This is a genomic window from Streptomyces sp. 1331.2, assembly GCF_900199205.1.
In the GTDB taxonomy this organism is placed as follows: Bacteria; Actinomycetota; Actinomycetes; order Streptomycetales; family Streptomycetaceae; genus Kitasatospora.
This window is the reverse complement of record NZ_OBMJ01000001.1, coordinates 7,480,559-7,499,862: the sequence shown is the minus strand read 5'-3', so window position 1 is coordinate 7,499,862 and position 19,304 is coordinate 7,480,559. Positions and strand designations below refer to the sequence as shown.

Below are 19,304 nucleotides of genomic sequence, written 5' to 3'. Positions count from 1 at the left end.
GGAGGAAGCCGATGTCCCTGGTCCGGGTCCACAATTTCTCGATCTCCCTCGACGGCTACGGCACGGGCGAGGGGCAGAGCCTCGACTCGCCGTTCGGCCATGCCGCCGACCACCTGCACCGCTGGTTCTTCGACACCCGGACGTTCCGGCAGCTGCAGGGCCAGGAGGGCGGCGCCACCGGCGTGGACGACGCGATGGCCCGCACCTGGGGCGACGGCATCGGCGCCGAGATCATGGGCCGCAACAAGTTCGGCCCGCAGCGCGGCCCCTGGCAGGACGAGGAGTGGCAGGGCTGGTGGGGCCCCAACCCGCCGTTCCACACCCCGGTGTTCGTGCTCACCCACCACCCGCGCCCGAGCCTGGAGATGGACGGCGGCACGACCTTCCACTTCATCGACGCGACGCCCGAGGAGGCGCTGCGCCAGGCCCGGGAGGCGGCCGGCGGCAAGGACGTGCGGATCGGCGGCGGCCCGCGCACCGTCCGCGCCTTCCTGGAGGCCGACCTGATCGACCACCTGCACGTGGTCGTGGTGCCGATCGTGCTCGGCCGGGGCGAACCGCTCTGGGCGGGCCTCGAAGGGCTGGAGCAGCGCTTCACCACCGAGGCGGTGGCCTCCCCGAGCGGGGTCACCCACCTCACCTTCACCCGGCGGTAGCGGGCCGGGTCGCACGAAAGCCGAACGGCGGCCTCCCTGCGAGCTGCAGGGAGGTCGCCGTTCGGCGTTCCGGCCGGATCAGGGGCCGGCTGGAGCAGGGCCGGCCGGAGCAGGAGCCGCCGGAGCGGGGCTGCGCCGATCAGACCCGGTCGGCCGCGATCAGCACGTACTGGAACGAGCCGTCCTTGTAGGAGTTGATGAACGCCTCCTCGATGCCGGTCACCAGCGAGGTGGTGGCGCGCAGCTCCCAGTAGGGCAGGGTGTCCGGGGTCAGGTCGATGACGGCCTGCGGGACCAGGCGGTTGTCGGCCATCGCCCGCAGGTACTCGCGGCGGGAGTGGATGTTGCACTCGAAGTGGGCGTTGATCTGCGAGACCCACTTCGAGGGCTGCCCGTAACGCGGGTTCCAGCAGCCGGTGATGGTGACGTACCGGCCGCCGACGCTCAGCACCCGGGAGTGCTCGGCGAACAGGTCGTGCAGGTCGACGTACATGCTGGACTCGTTGTTCCAGGAGCCCGCGACCGAGCCGGTCTCGAAGGGCATGTCCAGCATGTTGGCGACCCGGGAGCGGACGGAGTCGCCGATGCCGAGCTCGGCGGCGCGCTTGTTGCCGAAGTCGGCCTGCTGGGTGGAGAGGGTCACGCCCTCCACCCGGCAACCGAAGCGCTGGTGGGCCATCACCATCGAGCCGCCGCGGCCGCAGCCGGCGTCGACCAGGAGGCCGTCGGCCGGGATGTCGCCGAGGTGGTCGAGCAGCACGTCGGCCTGGGCGGACTCCAGGCGGTGCAGCTCGGCGATCACCTTCTTCTCCCGCTCGCTGTCGGTCGGGTCGCCGATCGCGGCCTGGTCGATCTCGCCGATGCCGTAGTGGTGGTGGTAGAGGCCGTCGACGTCGCCCAGGCGAAGGTTGACCGGGCGAGCCTCGTGGTCCCAGTAGCGTGCGATGTCGCCCTGGTAGGGAGTCGCCGGGCCGGGGATGGACTTGCCGGCGGTGGTGATGTCGTCGGTCACGGACATGGATCTGCTCCAGAATTCTCACGCATGGTGGTCAGTTGGCGAGCAAAAAACGACTGCCGGGACGGATCGTCACCAGAAGTCGGGCAGGGTGTAACGGAAGGTGTTGGTCTGGTGCCAGTAGTGGTTGCCGTCGAGCCACGCGGACACCCCGCGCAGGAACCGGACGAGGGTCGGCACCGGACAGGCGACGGCCAGCGCGGCCGCCTCGGCCTCGAAGGCGTGCATCAGCTCGTTGTGGACCTCGACGGCCTTCAGGTAGCCCTCCTTGCGCGAAACGCCCTCGCGCTCGGAGATCACCACTGGCAGGTTCAGGTGCACCCCGGGGCTGGACAGCTCCTTGGTGTACGAGTACAGGTCGTTGACGATCGTGGTGGCGTTGCCGGCCAGCGCGATCACCCGTTGCATCGCGGGCAGCGCGTGCAGCTCGGCGGGCAGCTCGTAGCCGCCGACGGTGTCGGTGATCGTCGGGCAGGGGCGGAAGTTGTTGAACTGGCGCATCGCCAGGTACTCCCACACCTCCGGGATGTGGTCCGTCTCCGCCCAGGCGGCCTCGGCCAGGTACCCCATGTGCAACCGCGCCATGTCGTGCCGGAAGCGGTCCGCCTGGGAGGGCGTCGAGGCGCGGACGAAGTACTCCATCGCCGAGTGGTAGGCGCGCCGGGGCGCGTCCGCGGCGAGCGAGGCCTGCCAGGCCGGGTGGTACTCCGGCGTGGTGTGCAGCGCGTCCAGCGCGGTGTGCGCGAGCAGCAGGCGGCTGCCCAGACCGACGGGCGAGCCGCCGAGGTCCTCGCAGTAGCAGTCGTCCACCGCGTTCTCCGCCACCATCAGGCGGGCCGCGAGCATCAGGTGGTCGACGCTGGGCGCGTCGGGATGGCAGGCCACCATGTAGCGCCCGGTGGAGAAGCCGTCGAAGTCCTTCTCCCACTCCGGCGGGTAGAGCTCGATCTCGTCGATCGCCCAGGCCTTGATCTTCAGGCTGAGGGCCTCCACCCGGGCCGGGTCGGGCTCGGCGATCGGGTGGTGGTAGAGGCCGGGATCGGGTCGCCGGCCTTGGGCTTGCCGCCGCTCGGCGGCGCGGAGGCCTCCGGCTGTACCGGCACGGTCGGCACGGCCGGGACGTTCGGCTGCGCCTGGACGGCCGGCTCGGGGGCGGGCGCCTCGGGCACCTCGGTCCGGGGCGTGAAGTGCAGGCCCGAGGTGCCGAGTCCGCTGGGCCCGCGCAGGATCCGGTCCAGGGCGGTGGTGTTCACGCGCTCACCACCGCGGCGGGCGCATGGTCGAGCGGCGTGTCCGCTCTGCCGCGCAGGGGCATGAAGCCTCCTCTGATAAGGATCGCAAGATATGACGGGTCGTCATCCCGTCTGCCACGAAGGGGATCTCCGAACGCGGGCCCCGTCTCGCTCGGTTCCCCACCGTAGGCGCGAAGCCGCGTTCCGGAACGCAACGGACGATCTTCTTAACCCGATAGGGTGAACGTTCATGCTGAGGGCGCCCGGGCGAGCCCCTGTCATGCATCGGTCTGCCCGCCTGCCGCGTCAACCTGGCGACCATTGCCCGTGTCCCGCACCCGCCACCCGCGTTGGGCCGGTCGTGGCAGCGACTGTTCGAAGACAAAAGAGCTCAACCGGCGGCCGGCTGCCACGTGTTGGTCACACCTTCGCCCCGTTCGAAGGGAGCGCGCAGTGGCAGCGATCTCGATGCCGGACTTCTCCCTTCCGTGGCCGGCCCGCCTCGACCCCCGTCCGGAGACGGCGCGGGCACACAGCCTGCTCCGGGTCCGCGCGATGGGAATGCTCGAACCCGTCTGGGACGAGCAGCGGTTCAGCGCGATGGACTTCGCGCTCTTCGCCGCGTGGACGCACCCCGACGCCACGCCCACAGGATGGACGGGGTGATCTTCCAGCGCGCCGCCGGTCCCGACCACGGACGTAAGGAGGAGAAGAATGGGGCGCGGCGCCGAGCGAGGATCGGGGCCAGGAAGGAAGAGCAGCGCATGGAGAGCCAGGCCCGCAGCCGCACCGCACTGGTCGAGCAGCTCATGGAGCGCTATCCCGACGTGCCGCGGGAGGCGGTGATCAAGGAGGACCTGCTGCGCGGCGGGATGGCCTTCGACGAGTCCGCGCTCAGCGGCAGCGCCGGCGCCGACGGGGGCGGCGAGGTCAAACCGAAGTCGTACTTCATCTTCTCCTTCGACCACCGCACCCTGCCCGAGCTGGGCGCTGCCGCGCTCAACCGGCCGCCGGAGGAGGTCGTACTGACCGGCGGGCCGTACGGGCTGCGCCGCACGGTGGTGTCGGTGCGGGTCAACCCGGACTCGCCGTACCGGGTCGGTGCCGGGGAGGACGGCACGCTGGGCCTCTACCTGGACGGCACGCGGATCGCCGATGTCGGCCTGCCGCCGATGCCGGACTACTACCGGCACACGCTGGCCAACGGGAAGTCGGTGATGGAGGTCGCCCCGACCATCCAGTGGGGATACCTGATCTACCTCACGGTGTTCCGGGTCTGCCAGTACTTCGGCGCCAAGGAGGAGTGCCAGTACTGCGACATCAACCACAACTGGCGTCAGCACAAGGCCGCCGGCCGCCCGTACACCGGGGTCAAGCCGGTGGAGGAGGTGCTGGAGGCGCTGGCGCTGATCGACGAGCACGACACCGCCCGGGCCTCCCGGGCGTACACCCTCACCGGCGGCGCGATCACCTCGCACGTCGGCGGCCGGGACGAGGCCGACTTCTACGGGCAGTACGCCAAGGCCATCGAGGAGCGCTTCCCCGGCCGCTGGATCGGCAAGGTGGTGGCGCAGGCGCTGCCACGTGAGGACGTCCAGCGTTTCCACGACTACGGCGTGCGGATCTACCACCCCAACTTCGAGGTGTGGGACAAGCGGCTCTTCGAGCTGTACTGCCCCGGCAAGGAGCGCTACGTCGGCCGCGACGAGTGGCACCGCCGGATCCTGGACTCCACCGAGGTGTTCGGCCCCGAGAAAGTGATCCCCAACTTCGTCGCGGGCGTGGAGATGGCCGAGCCCTTCGGCTTCGCCACGGTGGACGAGGCGATCGCCTCCACCGAGGAGGGACTGCGCTTCTTCATGTCCCACGGCGTGGTCCCGCGCTTCACCACCTGGTGCCCCGAGCCGACCACCCCGCTGGGCAGGGCCAACCCGCAGGGCGCGCCGCTGGAGTACCACATCCGGCTGCTGCAGACCTACCGCGCCACCCTGGAGGAGTTCGGCCTCTCCTCCCCGCCCGGCTACGGCCCGGCGGGCCCGGGGAAGGCGGTCTTCTCGGTCAGCTCCTTCATGGACTCGCTGCCCGCCTGACGCTACCGGGGATCGGGGCCGCCACCGCGACCGGCGGCGGCCCCGATCCCCGGACCGGTCAACCGACTGGCTGCGGGCGGACGGTGAGGATCTGCTCGGCGCGGCCGATCGGCCCGTGCTCGTCGTGCAGGACGGTGCTGGTGACGCCGTGGCCGGCCGGGCCGAAGCTGACCCTGGTGTCCAGGCCGGTCCAGCGGCCCTCGGGGCGGCGGAAGAGGTGGATCGTCAGGTCGGTGTTGGGGAACATCCACGCGGTGGGGCTCTGCCGGACGGCGATGCCGTTGGCGGTGTCCACCAGGGCGACGAAGGAGGCCTGCGGGCTGCTGGGCTCGCCGGCGACCAGCCCGACCGGGGTGGAGATCCAGGCGGCGGCCCGGCCGGGGGCGCGCTCGCGGCGGCGGACGTCGATCGAGGCGATGTAACCGCCGCCCCACAGCTCGCTCATCGCCCAGGGCTCGAACTCCTCGGGGGCCGGGATCGGTTCGTCGTGCGTCCCGGCGACGGCGGCGGTGTCGAGCTCTGCGAGGAACCACGCGCGGGCCCGGACGACGGCGCGCTCCCCGATCACCACGGTGGCCTCGACCAGCTCGATGGTGCGCCCGGGCCGGACGGTCTCCACCGTGATCTCGAACTCCTCCAGGGCGATCAGGCCGAGTATGTCGAAGCTGATCCGGGCCAGCGCCAGGCTGTCGCCGGTCTGTCGGCGGTCGGCCCCCTGGGAGTCGGCGCGGTGGCCGTCGGCGCGGTGGCAGTCGATGGCGTGGACGATCAGGCCGGCCAGCGGGCTGAAGTGCTGCTCGTCGGGGTGCCAGGCACCCTGGGCGTGCGGGGTGGGCTTGTAGCTGTGCTCGCCGGTGCGCTGGTAGTAGCTCTCGGGCGCGGTGGTGGGGGTGGTCACGGGCGCTTCTCCTCGGGCCGATCGTGGTGCGCCGGGCGGGGCGCCGACGGGTTGCGACGGCGCCCGACCTCGGCGTTCAGGATCGTAAGGGGCCGAACCGCCGCCCGGCCGTGGCGGTGACGCATCCCACACCCGGTGCGCCCTCGGACAGCGCGCGGGCAGCCGGCGGGCTGTCAGTGCGCGACGAGCGGGTAGTGGTCGGAGAGGTCGGTGTAGGTGTAGCTCTTGCCCCAACTGCTCACCGTCCAGGGCGTGCTGTGCACCCGGGCGACCTGGTTGGTGTACTGCTGGGGGCGGGCGTGGTCGGCGCGGTAGAGAACGTAGTCGAGGTCCTCCTTGGGCTCGCCCGGGTAGCGGTAGGCGGCGACCGAGTTGTCGGCGGTGTCGAAGGAGTACGGCCAGCCGGTGCGGGCGGAGGCCGGGGCGAGGTTGCCGTTGGTCAGCAGGGCCTGGTACTCGGAGCCGTGGGAGTCGATGTTGAGGTCGCCGGCGAGGACGATCGGCTCGTCGGCGGGGATCCGCTTGCCGTCCAGGAAGGTGCGCATGGCAGTGAGCTGCCTGGCCCGGATGTCCGCCGCCTGGCCGCTGGAGCAGCCCGAGTCGGTGGACTGCAGGTGGGTGCCGACCACGTGGGTGCGGCGGCCGTCGACGTCCAGCACCGCGTAGGCGAAGCCCTTGTTGGACCAGTAGTCCGAGCCGCAGGCGTCCTTGTAGACGTACTGCTCCTTGTGCAGGATCGGCCACTTGCTGAGCAGGGTGACCCCGCCGTCCTCGGGGGTGGTGGAGCTGTAGCTGCCGGAGGTGGCGTCCCAGCCGCTCGTGGACCGGCCGACCACGGGCGTGTGGTACGGGTAGGCGGCCGAGGCCTTGGCGACCAGTGCGTCGGAGGCCGCGTTGTCGAAGGCCTCCTCCAGGACGACCACGTCGTGGCCCTGGAAGAAGTCCGCCGCGGCGATGGCCTGCGCCCGGTACTGCTGGCCCCAGTTGGGGTAGAGGTTGGTGCTCATCAGGAAGACGTTGTAGGTGAGCACGTCGAGCGGGGGCGCGGTCGTTGGTGCGGTCTCGGCCGAGGCGGGGGCCGCGCCGAGCGTGGCGATCACGGTGGCGGCGGCACCGGCGGCGAGGGCACGGCGGACGGACGAGAGCGACATCTGGGCTCCGTGGGGTCGGGGGAACAGCGGGGAACAGCGGGGATGTGACGTGGACCCGCCGGACGACGGGATGGTACGTATCCAATGTGCTTGTCCGTACGGTCCGCAAGACCTCGGACGAGCACCGGGTGAACTCGCGGGTAACGTCGACGGTGACTCCACGTCAGCTTCACACCGGATCCACGGCCGGCCCGGGGCCGGGCCACCCGGGTTCCCAGCCGTCCGGGCCCGCCGTCACACTGTCGCAGGCACGGAAAGCGACAGCACCGAACGGGGGATCCATGGCCGGGAAGAAGAACGGGAAGAAGAAGCAGAAGCGACCGCTCGCGGAGGGGGTCGTCCGGCCCCCGAAACGGGTCCGCAGACGACCCGAGCCGAAGCTGTCGCCGCGGGCCGTCCGCCGCACGGCATGGCTGGTCGGGCTGCTCACTCCGGTGCTGATGATCGGACTGGCGGCGCTCGGTACCAACCCGGACTACGCGGTCCTCGGCGGCGTCCTCGCCTTCCTGGTGTTCGTCGCGGGCTTCCTCGGCCTGGGCCTCGTCCGGCCCGGCGGCTGGGTCATCTGGCCGGCCGTCCTGTTCGGGGTGCTGCTGCTGGTGCTGCCGGTGTCGAGCCTCCGCGCGCAGATCATCGCCCATCGCGGGGTGGAGACCGAGGTGGTGGTCACCGCGGCCCACAGCTCCCGGGACAAGAGCGGGAGGGTGAGCTGGACCTGCGACATCCGCCGGGCCGACGGGCAGCCGCTGCCGCACGGCCAGGTCGGCGGCTTCGGCTGCTCGGCCCGGGCCAAGGACACCACCGAAACCGTACTGGTCGACCCGGCGGGCTGGGCCCCGCCCGCCCCCACGGACGAGGACCTCTCCTTCCGAGGCAGCGGCGTCTACGTCGTCGCCGTACTCGCCGCGCTGTGGGGCCTGCTCACTCTCGGCGCGGCCCGGCGCACGCTCCGGGAGCCGAACGCGACCGCGGGTCAGAAGGCCGACCAGGAAGGCAGGGTCGGTGCCAGGGCGGGCGGCAGGGGAGGCGGCCGGGGCGCCGTATGAAGCGCGTACACCCCCTGTCGGGGCCCGGGGAGGCAGGCGTAGGGTGCGCGGTGTGAACGAACTGATCTTCCGGGGGAAGGACCTGTTCCGTCCCTCGTGGTCGAACCTCATTCCGGTGCTGCTGGTGCTCGGTCTCCAACTCGGCCTCGGTGCGTGGAAGCTCGGCCCCCTGGGCACGTTCTGGCTGGTCTTCGGGACCTTGGCGCTCGGCGTGCCGCTCTTCGTCATCAGCTGGCGCTCCTGGAGCCGGGTCGGCACCGACGGCATCACCATCAACTGGGGTGTCGGGCGCGGCCGTACCCACCCGTGGCACGAGGTCCGGTGGGTCGACGTGCGGGAGACCAAGGGCAACGGCTCGACCTCCTACGCGGCGCGGATCCATCTCACCCGCGGGCGGCGCCGCTCGCTGCCCGGCCTCCAGACCAGCGCGATCTACCCGGCCGTGGACTTCGACGTGAACTTCCAACGGCTGGTGAACTGGTGGGAGTTCAGCACGGACCCGACGCAGCGCAGCCGGCCGGGGAAGCAGCTGCGGGACCGGGTGACGCCCACGGTGTTCGGTGTGATCCTCGGGCTCGTGCTGTCCGCCGGGGTCATCGTCGTCGTCATCCTGCAGGGGCCGTAGCGCGGTCGGCGCGCCGGCCGGACAGCGATCGGCCCCGGCTCCCCGTGCGGGAGCCGGGGCCGACCTGTGTTCGGCCTGCCTGCGGCGAGGTCAGCGCTGCGGCGGGTACGGCTGCCCCTGCGGCGCCGGGTACGGCTGCTGCGGCGGGTACGGCTGGCCCTGCGGCGGGTAGGGCTGCTGGGACGGGTAGGGCTGGCCCTGCGGCGGCACGTACGGCTGGCCCTTCGGTGCCGGGTAGGGCTGCGGGGGCGCCGGGTACGCCTGCTGCGGCGGGTAGGGCTGCCCCTGCGGCTGGGGGTAGGGCTGGCCCGGTGCCATCGGGTAGGCCTGCTGCAGGGGGTACGGCTGCCCCTGCGGCGCGAGTTCGAAGGGCTGCGAGCTCGGGTCGATCGACCCGGGCGGGAAGGCCGCGCTCAGCTGGTCCATCTCGGCCCGCCAGTAGCGGTGGATGTTCAGCCGGGTCGGCTTGGCCTCGCCGGGCAGCTGCAGGTACATCCGGCTCCAGAGGGAGGCCCGCTTGACCTGGCTGACCGGGAAGGCGTGGCGCGGGTAGACCGCGACCACGTCGCCGGGCCGGTTGGTCCAGCGGCTGGCCGTGTTGACGACCACCGAGCTGTTGGTGAGCGTCAGGAAGTAGAACCGGCGGGTCAGGGCGACGATCAGGCCGAGCAGCGGCACCTCGTCGAAGACCGCGTTGAGCCACGGGCTGGGGCCGGTCTCCACGTGCACGCACGCGATGAAGGCCTCCCCCGGTGGTGCCACCTGCGAGAGCTTCTCGATGACCTGGGCCTTCTGCTTCGCCCGGCGTATTGCCATGCTTTCGGTACCTCTTGCCCGTCGGGTCCGCCGACCTTGCTCGGCGGAAAAATCGGCTGAGGCTAGCAGGTGGTGACGAGGCCTTGAACAGCCCGTTTAGGCAAAGCTTTTGCCCCTTTTTCCCATCGCCGCCGGACGGTTAAAGCCTGGGACAAAAATTCGCGCGCAGCCTTGCCGATAATGTGATCAGATGTGTATGCACTGTGGCGCTGCGAGCCACAGGGGAGGAAAGGCCCGGTCGTCCGATCAGGCCCAGTCACACAGGAGTTGTGCACCATCAACACCGCCATCCGCCGGGCCGCCCGCGGTGCGATGCCCGTCGCCGTCACCGCTTCCGTCCTCGCCACCGGCCTCGCCGCCTGTGGCACCGTCGAACAGCTCTCCGCCGCCCAGAAGGTGTCCAAGGCCTTCGGCAAGGTCGGTGACGGCAAGTCGGCCGGCTTCAAGCTCTCCATCGACGCCACCCCCGAACAGATCCTCGCCTTCGACAAGGCCACCGGAGCCGGGAACAAGGGCCTCGTCGGCACGGCCACGGGCGGAAAGGGCGCCGGCCGCAAGGGCTCCGGCGGCGGGCTGGACGAGCAGAGCGCCAAGGCGATGTCCGGGCTCGCGCTCTCCGTCGCGATCTCCGCCGACAAGCCGCTCAAGGACATCGAGGCCTTCAAGAGCGCCGCGGGCTCCGGCGGCAGCAACGACCTGACGCTCGACAGGTCGGTGCGCGTCTCCTACGTGCTCTCCGACCGCAGCGGCACCGCGCTGCTGGAGTACCGCCAGGTCGACGCCAAGGGCTACCTGCACGTCGACGCCAAGGGCCTGGTCAAGCTGACCGGCGAGGACCCGTCCCAGGTGGACGCCGCCGGCAACGACCTGCCCGCCGACCTGGGCGCGGTCAAGGACGTGCTGGCCGGCAAGTGGGTCGCGCTCGACCTCCAGGAACTCGCCGACGCCGCGAAGAAGTCCGACGGCAGGAAGGCCGCGCCGAGCCCGGTGCCCAGCGCCGACCCGGAGGCCGCCAAGCAGCTGCTCAACTCGCTCAAGGACGTGCTCGGCCGCACCGTCACGTACGAGGACAAGGGCACCAAGGACGGCGCCGACCACATCTGGATGAGCGCTCCGGCCCGCCAGCTGGTGGACGAGCTGTTCAAGGCCGTCAGGCCGGTCGCGGACAAGTTCCCGCAGCAGTTGGGGAAGTTCCCGGCCCAGGCCCCGACCGACGTGCCGGACCGCAAGGTCGGCGTCGACCTCTACCTGAAGAACGGCGCCCTCTCCTCGGCCACCTTCGACCTCGCCCAGCTGCAGAGCAAGGTCGAGCCGGGCGTCAACTTCCCGGTGAAGCTCGCCTTCGACCAGTCGGCCCCGGACGTCCAGGCCCCGGCCGGCGCGACCAAGCTGACCAGCGACGACCTGATGAAGGCGGTGCTCGGCCTGGCCGCCGGCCCCGGCGCCGGCCTCGACCCCAAGGACGCGGGCGGCGCCCCGCCGCTCACCCCCGCGGCACCGCTGACCGACGCGCAGCTCAAGGAGCTCGCCAAGCTCGGCGTCCCGGAGGAGCAGGCGCGCGCCTTCAACACGCTCGGCATGACCTTCGAGGACATCAAGGAGATCGCGCAGGAGGGCTGATCCGCTCCTCTGCCCCGCTCCTCCGGGTCCGGCACGACCGGCCGACCGCCACCCGCGGTCGGCCGGTCGCATTTCCGGCCCGTTCTGCCCTTTCTCCGGCCGTACTCCGGCCTTGTCACACCCGCGTGCGGCGCCGGGCCGACAACTCGACCCGGCCGGAGCGGAGGTGGCTGCGGTGGCCGTCGGTGAACTCCAACCGCAGGCTGCGGTCGGCCTGGACGTCCACCACGACGGCGCTCTCGACGGCGGCGTAGGACGTCTCGCGGTATATCCACACCCGGTCCCCGACGTGGAACTCCGCCGTCTCCGAGACGATCACCGCGCTCACCTCCGCTCCGCTCCGGCCCCCGCACAGGGAGGTACGGACGGAACGCCCCTGCTGCTCAGGCGTGGGCGGCGGCGCAGTCGGGGTGGCCCCAGCTGCTGCCGACCTTGGTGATCTTGTCGCCCTTGGCGTACGGGCGGCTGCACGGGCAGGTCCCCGGGTAGCGGGCGGCCAGGGTGCGGGAGGTGCCGGTAGCGGTACCGGTACCGGTGCTGCGCGTCTTGGGGGCCTTGGGGGCCTTGGTGGCGGCCGCCGGGTCCGGTTCGGGCAGGTTCGCGGCGGTGCCCGAGGCGTCCTGCTGGGTGCGGGCGGCGTCGCTGGCGGCCTTGTCGGCAATGGCGTTCAGCGGGTCGCCGTCGACCTGGTGGGCCGGCACGTACACGAAGGTGACGTCCCGGCCCTCCAGCAGCGCGTCGATCGCCTGGATCAGCTCCTGGTTGGCGACCGGCTTGCCGGCCGCCGTCTTCCAGCCGTTGCGCTTCCAGCCCTTCAGCCACTTGGTCACCGAGTCGCGGGTGTAGGTGCTGTCCAGCCGGACCTCCAGCGGCACCGCTGGGTCCGTCGACGCCAGCAGCCGCTGCAGCGCCGTCAGTTCGCCCACGTTGTTGGTGCTGTGCCCGAGCGCTCCGGACTCCCAGCGCTGGGGCGCCCCGGCGGCGTCCGCCACCACGTAGGCCCAGCCCGCCGGACCGGGGTTGCCCTTGGCTGCTCCGTCACACGCTGCAATGACTCGTTCGACCATGCCCCGATCATGCCTGCTCGGACCGGCCCGGGCCAAAGTCGCCCGGTCGCCCGATCGCCCAGGAGCGCCGAGCGGTGACGGCTCCCGGGGCGGGCTGCGCCGCACCCGGGGCGGCCTGGCAGGATCTCTCGCCATGGCATCCAGCGCGACACCCGGGACCTCCGGTCCCGGCCCCGACCCCAGCCCCCGGCAGCGGCGCGGCCGGGGGAAGAAGGACGACCTGCCCTGGCCGCGCCGCCCGCTGCTGACGGCCCTGTGGATCCCGGCCGCGACCCTCCTGCTGCCGGTCGGCGGGGCGCTCGGCGCCTTCGGGCCGTGGCTGCTGCTGCCCTCCCTGGCGCTGGTCCTCACCGGCTTCGTCGGCCTGGTGTACGCCGTGTTCAGCCTCTGCCAGGTCGGCCCGCTGCGGTTGGCGGCCCTGGCGCTGCTGCTCGCCCCGGCGATCGGCGTGCCGCTGCTGAGCATGAGCACCGCCCAGGCCACCGTGCTCGGCCTGCACGGCGTCGCCCACCCGGGCACCGTCACCGGCGTGCGGGTCAGCCACGGCAAGACGACCACGTACAGCTGCGCCGTGCGCTACGCGGACGTCCCGGGGCGCGGCAGCTCGGTGCGGTGCGGTGCCTGGGACGCGGTGGGTGAGCAGGTCAGCGTCACCGAGGACCCCGACGGCCTGGTCGACCCGGAGTTCACCTCGGCCGCCACCGGCGGGCGCTTCGACCTCTCCCTCGTCGGGCTCTCCGACGCCGCCCTCCTCGTCGTCGCGGGCTCGGCGGCCGGCCTCGGCGCCGCCGTCCATCTCCTCCGCGCCCGCCGCGCCTGCTCGCTGCAGCCCCCGCAGCCGCCGTTCCCGCCGCAGCCACAGCCACAGCCACAGCCACAGCCACCGAAACCGTTTGCCGGGTGAGCCGGGTACGGACGATCATCCCGACATGGAACCTCTGGAACACCCGCAGTCCGTGATCGTCCTGGACGGGCTGACCCTGCGCCGCTTCGCCGGTGAGGCCGACCTGCCCGAGCTGTTCGCGGTGATCGACGAATCGCTGGAGCACCTGCGGCCGTGGATGCCCTGGGTCGCCGAGCACAGCCGCGCCACCACCGCCGAGTACCTGGCGACCAGGTCCGAGCAGTGGGAGAACGGCCGGGACCACGCCTACGCGATCGTGCTGGACGGTGCGATCGTGGGCGCCTGCGGGCTGTACCGGCGCGAGGACGGCCCGGACGACGTCCGTGAGATCGGCTACTGGCTGCGCCCGTCCGCGACCGGGCGCGGTCTGGTGACCCGGGCCACGGCGGCCCTGGTCGACCAGGCCTTCCGCCTCCCCGGCGTGGAGTTCGTCGAGATCGTCCACGACGCGGCCAACCACGCGAGCGGCGCCGTCCCGGCCCGGCTCGGCTTCACCGAGCACCTGCGCCGCCCGCGCGAGGTGGCCGCCCCGGCCGAGAGCGGTGAGGAACTGGTCTGGCGGCTGACCCGCGCCCGGTGTGGGGCCTCGGCGGTGGCCGCGGGGTGACCCCGGCGGTCCGCGGCTGTGGGGGAGGCACGCGGACCGCCGGGCGCGCCCGGCCGGACGGGACGATCCGGCGGCGCCGGGGAACGGACGCTGCGAAGGCCTTGCCTCCGCGCGGAGCGCCCCTTTCGAACCCCGCTGCCCAGCCGCGGACCCTCACCCGCGACCTCGTGCGTCCGTTCCCACGCCTCGGAGACCTCCCTGGGCGAGCCCGATAACAATTTCTTCGGATCTCCCCACCGGCAGGTGAGTTGACGATCGATCCCCCGGACGGACCCTCGGCCCGGAGGCGCCCGCCCGGACGGCGGATCGGCGCGCTGGTCCAACGGCGCGCGGGTCCGCCGACACCCGGCCAGGAAGCTTGTACCGAAAGGTCCGTTTCCCCATACTTCCGGTCAGCGCCTGTCAGGGGCAGATCATCCGTCGTGCTCCCGGACGGCACCGGCCGGAATCCGCCCACCGCCTGACCGCGCCTCACGGCCCCCCCACCCCCCGGGGGCCTCTCACTCCCGGAGGACATCGGTGAGGACCAAGCGCAGGACCCCCCGCCCCGGCACCGCTCGACGCCGCACCCGCCTGCTCGCCGTGGCCCTCGGCCTGCTGACCGCCACCGCGGTCGCCGTGCCGGGCGCCGCGGCCGCCCCCGGCCGCACCCCCACCCCGGTCCCCGCCCACGCCCCCGAACCCGAACGGCTCGCGGCGCTCAGCGACGCCGTCCTGAACGCCGAGGTCGACGGCACCGCGTGGTACGTCGACCAGACCGCCGGACGCGTCGTGGTGACCGTCGACAGCACCGTGACCCCGGCCGGGCTCGCCAAGATCATGAGCGCCGCCGGCCCCGACTCGACCGCGCTGACCGTCCAGCGCGTCCCCGGGACGTTCACCCCACTGGTCGCCGCGGGCGACGCCGTCTACGGCGGCAAGTACCGCTGTTCGCTCGGCTTCAACGTGGTCAGCGGCTCGACCTACTACTTCCTCACCGCCGGACACTGCGGCAACGTCGCCCCCGACTGGTACACCGAGGCGGCCCACACCAACCGGATCGGGCCGACGGTCAGCTCGACCTTCCCGTCCCACGACTACGCGCTGGTCCGTTACGACAACAGCGCCCTGCTCCACCCCGGTGGCTTCACCTCCGCCCCGAACGCCGTGGTCGGCGAGTCGGTCAAGCGCACCGGCTCGACCACGGGCACGCACAGCGGCAAGGTCACCGGGCTCAACGCCACCGTCCGCTACACCGACGGCGGCACCGTGACCGGCCTGATCCAGACCAACGTCTGCGCCGAACCGGGCGACTCCGGCGGCCCGCTGTACGACGGCACCAAGGCGCTCGGCCTCACCTCGGGCGGCAGCGGCGACTGCACCTTCGGCGGGACGACCTTCTACCAGCCGGTGAACGCGGCGCTGGCCGCCTACGCCTCGTACGGGGTGAACGTCTACTGAGCGGTCCCCGAACCGACCGGCCGCCGGCCCGCTGCACGAAGCAGCGGGCCGGCGGCCGTGGTCGGGTCGGCACCCCCGGGTGAGCCGTCAGCCCGCGTACACGTCCTCGACGTACCGCCCGCCCTCGATCAGCCCCTGGAGCCAGGCCTGGGCCCGCTGCTCGTCGGCCCCCGGCGTGCGCTGCCGGTACAGCTCGCGGAAGGCGGCCCGAACGCCCGGGGCCATCCGCCCGCCGTCGCCGCACACGTACACCTCGGCGCCCGCCGCGAGCAGGTCCCAGACCTCGGCCGCCTCGGCCGCGAGGCGGTCCTGCACGAAGCGCCGCCCGGCCTGCGGCCGCTCGCTGAAGGCGGGCCGCATCGAGACCGCGCCGGCCCGGTCGGCCGCCTCCAGCTCGGCCCGGTGCAGGTAGTCCGCGTCCGGGTCGTCGCAGCCGAAGTACAGCAGCGCCGGGGCCAGTTCGGCGCCCTCGGCGAGCAGGGCGCGGCGGTCGGCGACGGCGCCGCGGAAGGGCGCGAGGCCGGTGCCGGCCGCGATCATCACCACCGGGGTGCGGTGGGCGATCCGGAAGGCCTCCCGGCAGGGCTGGACCCGGGCCAGGACGGTGTCCCCGACGGCCAGCCGGGCCAGGTGGCCGGAGCCGGTGCCCCGGTAGGTGCCGCGGCCGGAGCGGGCCGGGGCGGCGAGCACGGAGACCATCAGGTCCACCTCGCCCGCCCCGCCGGTGGGCGAGGAGGAGATCGAGTAGTGCCGGGGCCGGATCGGCGGCAGCAGCTCCAGCAGCACCGGCCAGCCGAGCGCGCCCCGCAGGGCCGGGAAGTCCTCGATCAGGTCGAGCAGCGTGCGCGGGTCGTCCTCGGGCAGGGCGCGCAGGGCGGCCTGCTCGGGCGGGCAGGGGTTGTGGTCGGCCAGCGCGGCGCGCTGGGCGGTGCTCGGACGGTCCTGCAACTCGACGTGGTGGGTGAGGAGTTCGCGCACCGTCAGCGGCCGGTCGACGGCCAGGCCGGTGCGCCGGTGGGCCACGATGTTGAGCACCGTCTCCGGATCGGCGCCGAACAGCCCGGCCGCGCGCTCGACCAGGGCCGGGTCGTTGGCCGGCAGCACGGTGAGGTGGTCGGCGGTTCGGTAGCCGGTGCCCTCGGGCAGGGCGAGGCGGACCAGCCGCTTGACCCGGGGGTAGCCGGGGTCGGTCAGGCTGTCGACAGCGGTGACGGTCAGCTCGGTCATGCCGTGCCGGGCGGCCAGCGCGTCCAGCGGGCCGCCGGCCACCTCGGTCACCGTGTACGCGGCCTCCTGCTGCGGCCCGGCGGGGGCGTCGGCGTCCCCGTACCGCTCCAGCAGGGCGGTGCGCAGCGCCTCGGTGAACTGCCGTACGGTGCCGGACAGGTCGCCGGAGGCATCGGCCTCGGCACGGGCGAGCAGCCGGGTGCCGCCGAGGGCGGCGAGCCGGTCGTCGATCAGGGCGGGGATGCGCTGGTAGGTGGCGGCGTAGGTGCGGTCGCCGATGCCGAGCACCGCGTACTCGACACCGTCCGCGGCCCCGTCCGGCCGGCCCTCCTGCTGGAGGCGGCGGACGAAGGCGACCGCGTCGTCGGTGGGCTGCCCGTTGTACGAGGCGGCGGTGATCACCACCGGCCGGTCGGTGGGCAGGCCGTCCGCGTACGCGTCCAGCGGGGCGATCGCGGTGTCGCAGCCGAGGTCCGCGGCGACCTCCGCGAGCCGACGGCTGAACTCGCGGCAGGCGCCGTAGTTGGAGCCGTGCAGGAGCAGCAGCCCGGTGCCCTGGCGGACCCGCCCGGGGCGCTCGGCGATGGTTCCGCCCTGAACGTCGGTAACGGCCTGAGCGGCGGCGGCCGCGGGGGCGGGGGTGCGCCGGGCGAGGGCGAGGGTGAACTCGTCGGGCTTGATGGTGAGGGTCTGCTTGATGGTCAGCCGGTAGTCGGCGTGGTCGATCAGCCGGTAGCGGTGGACCAGCATGCCGAGCAGCATGGTCGCCTCGTGCAGCGCGAACTGCCGCCCGATGCAGGCGCGTTCGCCGGTGCCGAAGGGCTTGAAGGCGTGCGGGGAGCGGGCCGCCTCGGGCTCGTCGTCGAAGCGGGAGGGATCGAACAGCTCGGGGTTGTCGCCCCAGGCCGGGTCGCGGTGCAGCATCGGGGTCGACACGAATACCGTCTCCCCGGCGCGCAGCGGGATCCGGCCGCCGAGCAGGGTGTCCTCGCGGGCCTCGCGGCTGAAGGCGGGCGCCGTCGGCCAGAGCCGCAACGCCTCGTTGAGGACCTGGCGGGTGTACCGCAGCCGTCCGACGTCCTCGTAGGAGGGCTCCGGGTCGGCCTGATCGCCCCAGAGCTCGTCCACCTCCCGCTGCACCTGCCGCAGCACGGCCGGGTGCTTGACCAGGTAGTACAGGGCGAAGGAGAGCGCGCCGGAAGTGGTCTCGTGGCCGGCGATCAGGAAGGTGATCACCTGGTTGCGGATGTTCTCGGCGTCCAGCCGGGTGCCGTCGGAGGGGCGCACCGCGCCGAGCATCAGGCCGAGCAGGTCCTCGGCAGGGCCCTGGGCGCTCTCCCCCGCGCGGGCGGCGATCACCTCGTCCACCACGGCGGCCAGGTAGTCGGCGTCGGCCCGGAAGGCCGCGTCGCGCTCGCTGTGGTCCAGCTCCGGGTCGCGGGTGAGTCGGGTCATCGCCCAGTCCAGGCAGCGCACCATCGCCTCGACGAAGGGGTGCGGCTCGTCCCGGTCGAAGGAGCCGAAGTCGAAGCCGAAGCCGGCCAGCCCGATGGTGTCCAGGGTCATCCGGGTCATGTCGCCGGGCACGTCCACCGGCGCTCCGGCGGCGGAGCGGCCGTCCCAGGAGTCGATCAGTCGGCGGGCCACCCGCAGCATCACAGGGTGGTAGGTGCGCATCGAGCCGAGCGCGAAGGCGGGCATCAGGATGTCGTGCGCCCGCGCCCAGTTGGGCTCCTCGTTGTACGCGGTGAACAGGCCGTCGCCGGTGAACTGGCGGACGTTCTCCAGCGCGGGGCCGATCGACTTGGTGAACCGGGTCTCGTCGGCCAGCTCCTCCACCAGCTCCAGGCCGCTGACGATCAGGCTGTCCCGGCCGTGCAGCCGCTGGACGAAGGCCGGGCCGTGCTCTCTGGCCAGGTCCATGGTCCGCAGTGCCGGGACGGCGACGGGCGGCATCGCGGAGATGTCCACCAGGGGGACGGCCGGGGTCGCGGTGGCGGCTCCGGCTCCTGCTTCCGCTTCGACAGCGGTTTCGGCCCTCGCCTCGGTCATGGTGTCGGTCATCGGTGGTGGTCCCTCCCACAGCAGGAAATGTGCGGCTCCCTCCACTCTCCGCCCACCGGGAGGGAGGCCCGCCCGCGGCCACTACATGATTGTGTAGTACCGGGGGCGTCCGCGGACTTGCCCACGGACCGTCAGCTCTGGTGCGCGCGGGCGCCACGGGGAGGAGAACCAGCGATGCGACCGACCGAGGAGTGCGGCCCCGTGCCGGAGGACCCGCAGCATGCCGTTGTGGTCTGGCGCAACCGGGCGCTGCGCCTGCTGGACCACGTGCCGCTGCCGATCGCGGTGGTCGAGTTCGGCGGCCGGACGCTGATCGTCAACCGGGCGATGGCGGCCGAATTCGGGCTGTTGCCGGGGCAGTTCCGCAGCCGTAAGATCCTGGAGTTCTTCACCCTCCGGGACAGCGACACCCTGCAGGCGCTCGCCGAGGCCGTCCGGCTGCACCGTCGCTCGCGGTACCCGGCCCGGGTGTCCTGGACGCCCGCCTGCGGCGGTGAGCGGCAGGGCGTGATGACCGTCGACCTGGTCAGCGACAGCCCGGAGCAGACCCCGAACCTGCTGCTCTCGCTGCACACCGTGGAGCCCGTCCCGGACGTCCCGCCGCCGCGCCCGCGGGCGGAGGCCAGCCCGGTCGAGGCGCGGATCCTCGCCGCGGCGGCCCGGGGCGCCACCACCGCGCAGATCGCCCGGGAGATCGGCCTCACCACGGACGGGGTGAACTACCACCTCGCCCGGCTCTCCCGGCGCTGGCGGGTGCCCAACCGCACCGCCCTGGTCGCCCGCGCCTACGCCACCGGCGTCCTGGCCGCCGGCACCTGGCCCCCGGAGCCCGCGGTGAGCTGATCA

Annotated in this window: 18 protein-coding genes and 1 pseudogene; 10 read left to right on the top strand and 9 right to left on the bottom strand. The window is 72.7% G+C overall.

The features are described 5' to 3' along the window. The first annotated feature begins 11 nt into the window (after positions 1-11). Positions 12-656: a dihydrofolate reductase family protein gene (locus tag CRP52_RS32495; RefSeq protein ID WP_097239655.1), complete on the top strand. Its 645-nt coding sequence runs from the start codon at positions 12-14 to the stop codon at positions 654-656. 139 nt (positions 657-795) lie between these two features. Here the strand turns inward: CRP52_RS32495 and CRP52_RS32490 are convergent, their stop codons facing one another. The 3 genes and pseudogenes from CRP52_RS32490 to CRP52_RS32480 all read right to left on the bottom strand — a co-directional run bounded on the left by CRP52_RS32490 (position 796) and on the right by CRP52_RS32480 (position 2,924). Next, positions 796-1,674: a geranyl diphosphate 2-C-methyltransferase gene (locus tag CRP52_RS32490; protein ID WP_097239654.1), complete on the bottom strand. Its 879-nt coding sequence runs from the start codon at positions 1,672-1,674 to the stop codon at positions 796-798. A 69-nt stretch (positions 1,675-1,743) separates the two neighbouring features. Beyond that, positions 1,744-2,757, bottom strand: a pseudogene (locus CRP52_RS32485) (family 2 encapsulin nanocompartment cargo protein terpene cyclase); the annotation flags it as partial. Continuing rightward, positions 2,646-2,924 carry a hypothetical protein gene (locus CRP52_RS32480; protein ID WP_097239653.1) on the bottom strand — a complete coding sequence of 93 codons (279 nt, stop codon included), beginning with the start codon at positions 2,922-2,924 and terminating at the stop codon, positions 2,646-2,648. The pseudogene CRP52_RS32485 and the gene CRP52_RS32480, both read right to left, overlap by 112 nt. A gap of 432 nt (positions 2,925-3,356) precedes the next feature. On the opposite strand from CRP52_RS32480, the gene CRP52_RS32475 reads away from it, so the two are divergent. Together CRP52_RS32475 and CRP52_RS32470 are read left to right on the top strand one after the other, a co-directional pair. After that, positions 3,357-3,569 (top strand): hypothetical protein, encoded by a 213-nt coding sequence (locus tag CRP52_RS32475; protein ID WP_097239652.1) that lies wholly within the window; start codon positions 3,357-3,359, stop codon positions 3,567-3,569. A 98-nt stretch (positions 3,570-3,667) separates the two neighbouring features. Continuing rightward, complete coding sequence (locus CRP52_RS32470; protein ID WP_097239651.1) at positions 3,668-4,993, top strand: radical SAM protein; 1,326 nt, start codon at positions 3,668-3,670, stop codon at positions 4,991-4,993. A gap of 58 nt (positions 4,994-5,051) precedes the next feature. Here CRP52_RS32470 and CRP52_RS32465 read toward each other — a convergent pair whose 3' ends face one another. Both CRP52_RS32465 and sph read right to left on the bottom strand, forming a co-directional pair. Further along, complete coding sequence (locus tag CRP52_RS32465; RefSeq protein WP_097239650.1) at positions 5,052-5,891, bottom strand: thioesterase family protein; 840 nt, start codon at positions 5,889-5,891, stop codon at positions 5,052-5,054. Positions 5,892-6,064: 173 nt separating this feature from the next. Then, entirely contained in the window at positions 6,065-7,042 is a 978-nt protein-coding gene (gene sph, locus CRP52_RS32460; RefSeq protein ID WP_097239649.1) for a sphingomyelin phosphodiesterase, read from the bottom strand. A gap of 281 nt (positions 7,043-7,323) precedes the next feature. On the opposite strand from sph, the gene CRP52_RS32455 reads away from it, so the two are divergent. Then, positions 7,324-8,088, top strand: a complete 765-nt coding sequence (locus CRP52_RS32455) for a hypothetical protein (protein WP_097239648.1) — start codon at positions 7,324-7,326, stop codon at positions 8,086-8,088. Between the two features lie 52 nt (positions 8,089-8,140). After that, a complete protein-coding gene (locus CRP52_RS32450) occupies positions 8,141-8,713 on the top strand; it encodes a PH domain-containing protein (RefSeq protein WP_097239647.1) in 573 nt (190 codons plus the stop codon). A gap of 90 nt (positions 8,714-8,803) precedes the next feature. Here the strand turns inward: CRP52_RS32450 and CRP52_RS38625 are convergent, their stop codons facing one another. After that, positions 8,804-9,529: a hypothetical protein gene (locus CRP52_RS38625; protein WP_179853001.1), complete on the bottom strand. Its 726-nt coding sequence runs from the start codon at positions 9,527-9,529 to the stop codon at positions 8,804-8,806. Between the two features lie 267 nt (positions 9,530-9,796). On the opposite strand from CRP52_RS38625, the gene CRP52_RS32440 reads away from it, so the two are divergent. Then, on the top strand, positions 9,797-11,149 hold the full coding sequence (locus CRP52_RS32440; RefSeq protein ID WP_097239646.1) for a hypothetical protein: 1,353 nt from the start codon (positions 9,797-9,799) through the stop codon (positions 11,147-11,149). Between the two features lie 115 nt (positions 11,150-11,264). Here the strand turns inward: CRP52_RS32440 and CRP52_RS32435 are convergent, their stop codons facing one another. Continuing rightward, a complete protein-coding gene (locus tag CRP52_RS32435; RefSeq protein ID WP_097239645.1) occupies positions 11,265-11,477 on the bottom strand; it encodes a hypothetical protein in 213 nt (70 codons plus the stop codon). 55 nt (positions 11,478-11,532) lie between these two features. Further along, complete coding sequence (locus CRP52_RS32430; protein ID WP_097239644.1) at positions 11,533-12,216, bottom strand: ribonuclease H family protein; 684 nt, start codon at positions 12,214-12,216, stop codon at positions 11,533-11,535. Positions 12,217-12,349: 133 nt separating this feature from the next. On the opposite strand from CRP52_RS32430, the gene CRP52_RS32425 reads away from it, so the two are divergent. The 3 genes from CRP52_RS32425 to CRP52_RS32415 all read left to right on the top strand — a co-directional run bounded on the left by CRP52_RS32425 (position 12,350) and on the right by CRP52_RS32415 (position 15,167). Further along, complete coding sequence (locus CRP52_RS32425) at positions 12,350-13,120, top strand: hypothetical protein (protein ID WP_097239643.1); 771 nt, start codon at positions 12,350-12,352, stop codon at positions 13,118-13,120. Between the two features lie 25 nt (positions 13,121-13,145). Then, positions 13,146-13,727: a GNAT family N-acetyltransferase gene (locus CRP52_RS32420; RefSeq protein WP_097239642.1), complete on the top strand. Its 582-nt coding sequence runs from the start codon at positions 13,146-13,148 to the stop codon at positions 13,725-13,727. Between the two features lie 519 nt (positions 13,728-14,246). Then, positions 14,247-15,167: a S1 family peptidase gene (locus CRP52_RS32415; protein ID WP_097239641.1), complete on the top strand. Its 921-nt coding sequence runs from the start codon at positions 14,247-14,249 to the stop codon at positions 15,165-15,167. An 87-nt stretch (positions 15,168-15,254) separates the two neighbouring features. On the opposite strand, the gene CRP52_RS32410 is transcribed toward CRP52_RS32415, so the two are convergent. Continuing rightward, positions 15,255-18,350 (bottom strand): bifunctional cytochrome P450/NADPH--P450 reductase, encoded by a 3,096-nt coding sequence (locus CRP52_RS32410; protein ID WP_121177832.1) that lies wholly within the window; start codon positions 18,348-18,350, stop codon positions 15,255-15,257. Between the two features lie 282 nt (positions 18,351-18,632). On the opposite strand from CRP52_RS32410, the gene CRP52_RS32405 reads away from it, so the two are divergent. Continuing rightward, positions 18,633-19,301, top strand: coding sequence for a helix-turn-helix transcriptional regulator (locus CRP52_RS32405; RefSeq protein WP_097239640.1), 669 nt, complete (start codon positions 18,633-18,635; stop codon positions 19,299-19,301). Positions 19,302-19,304: the final 3 nt, after the last annotated feature.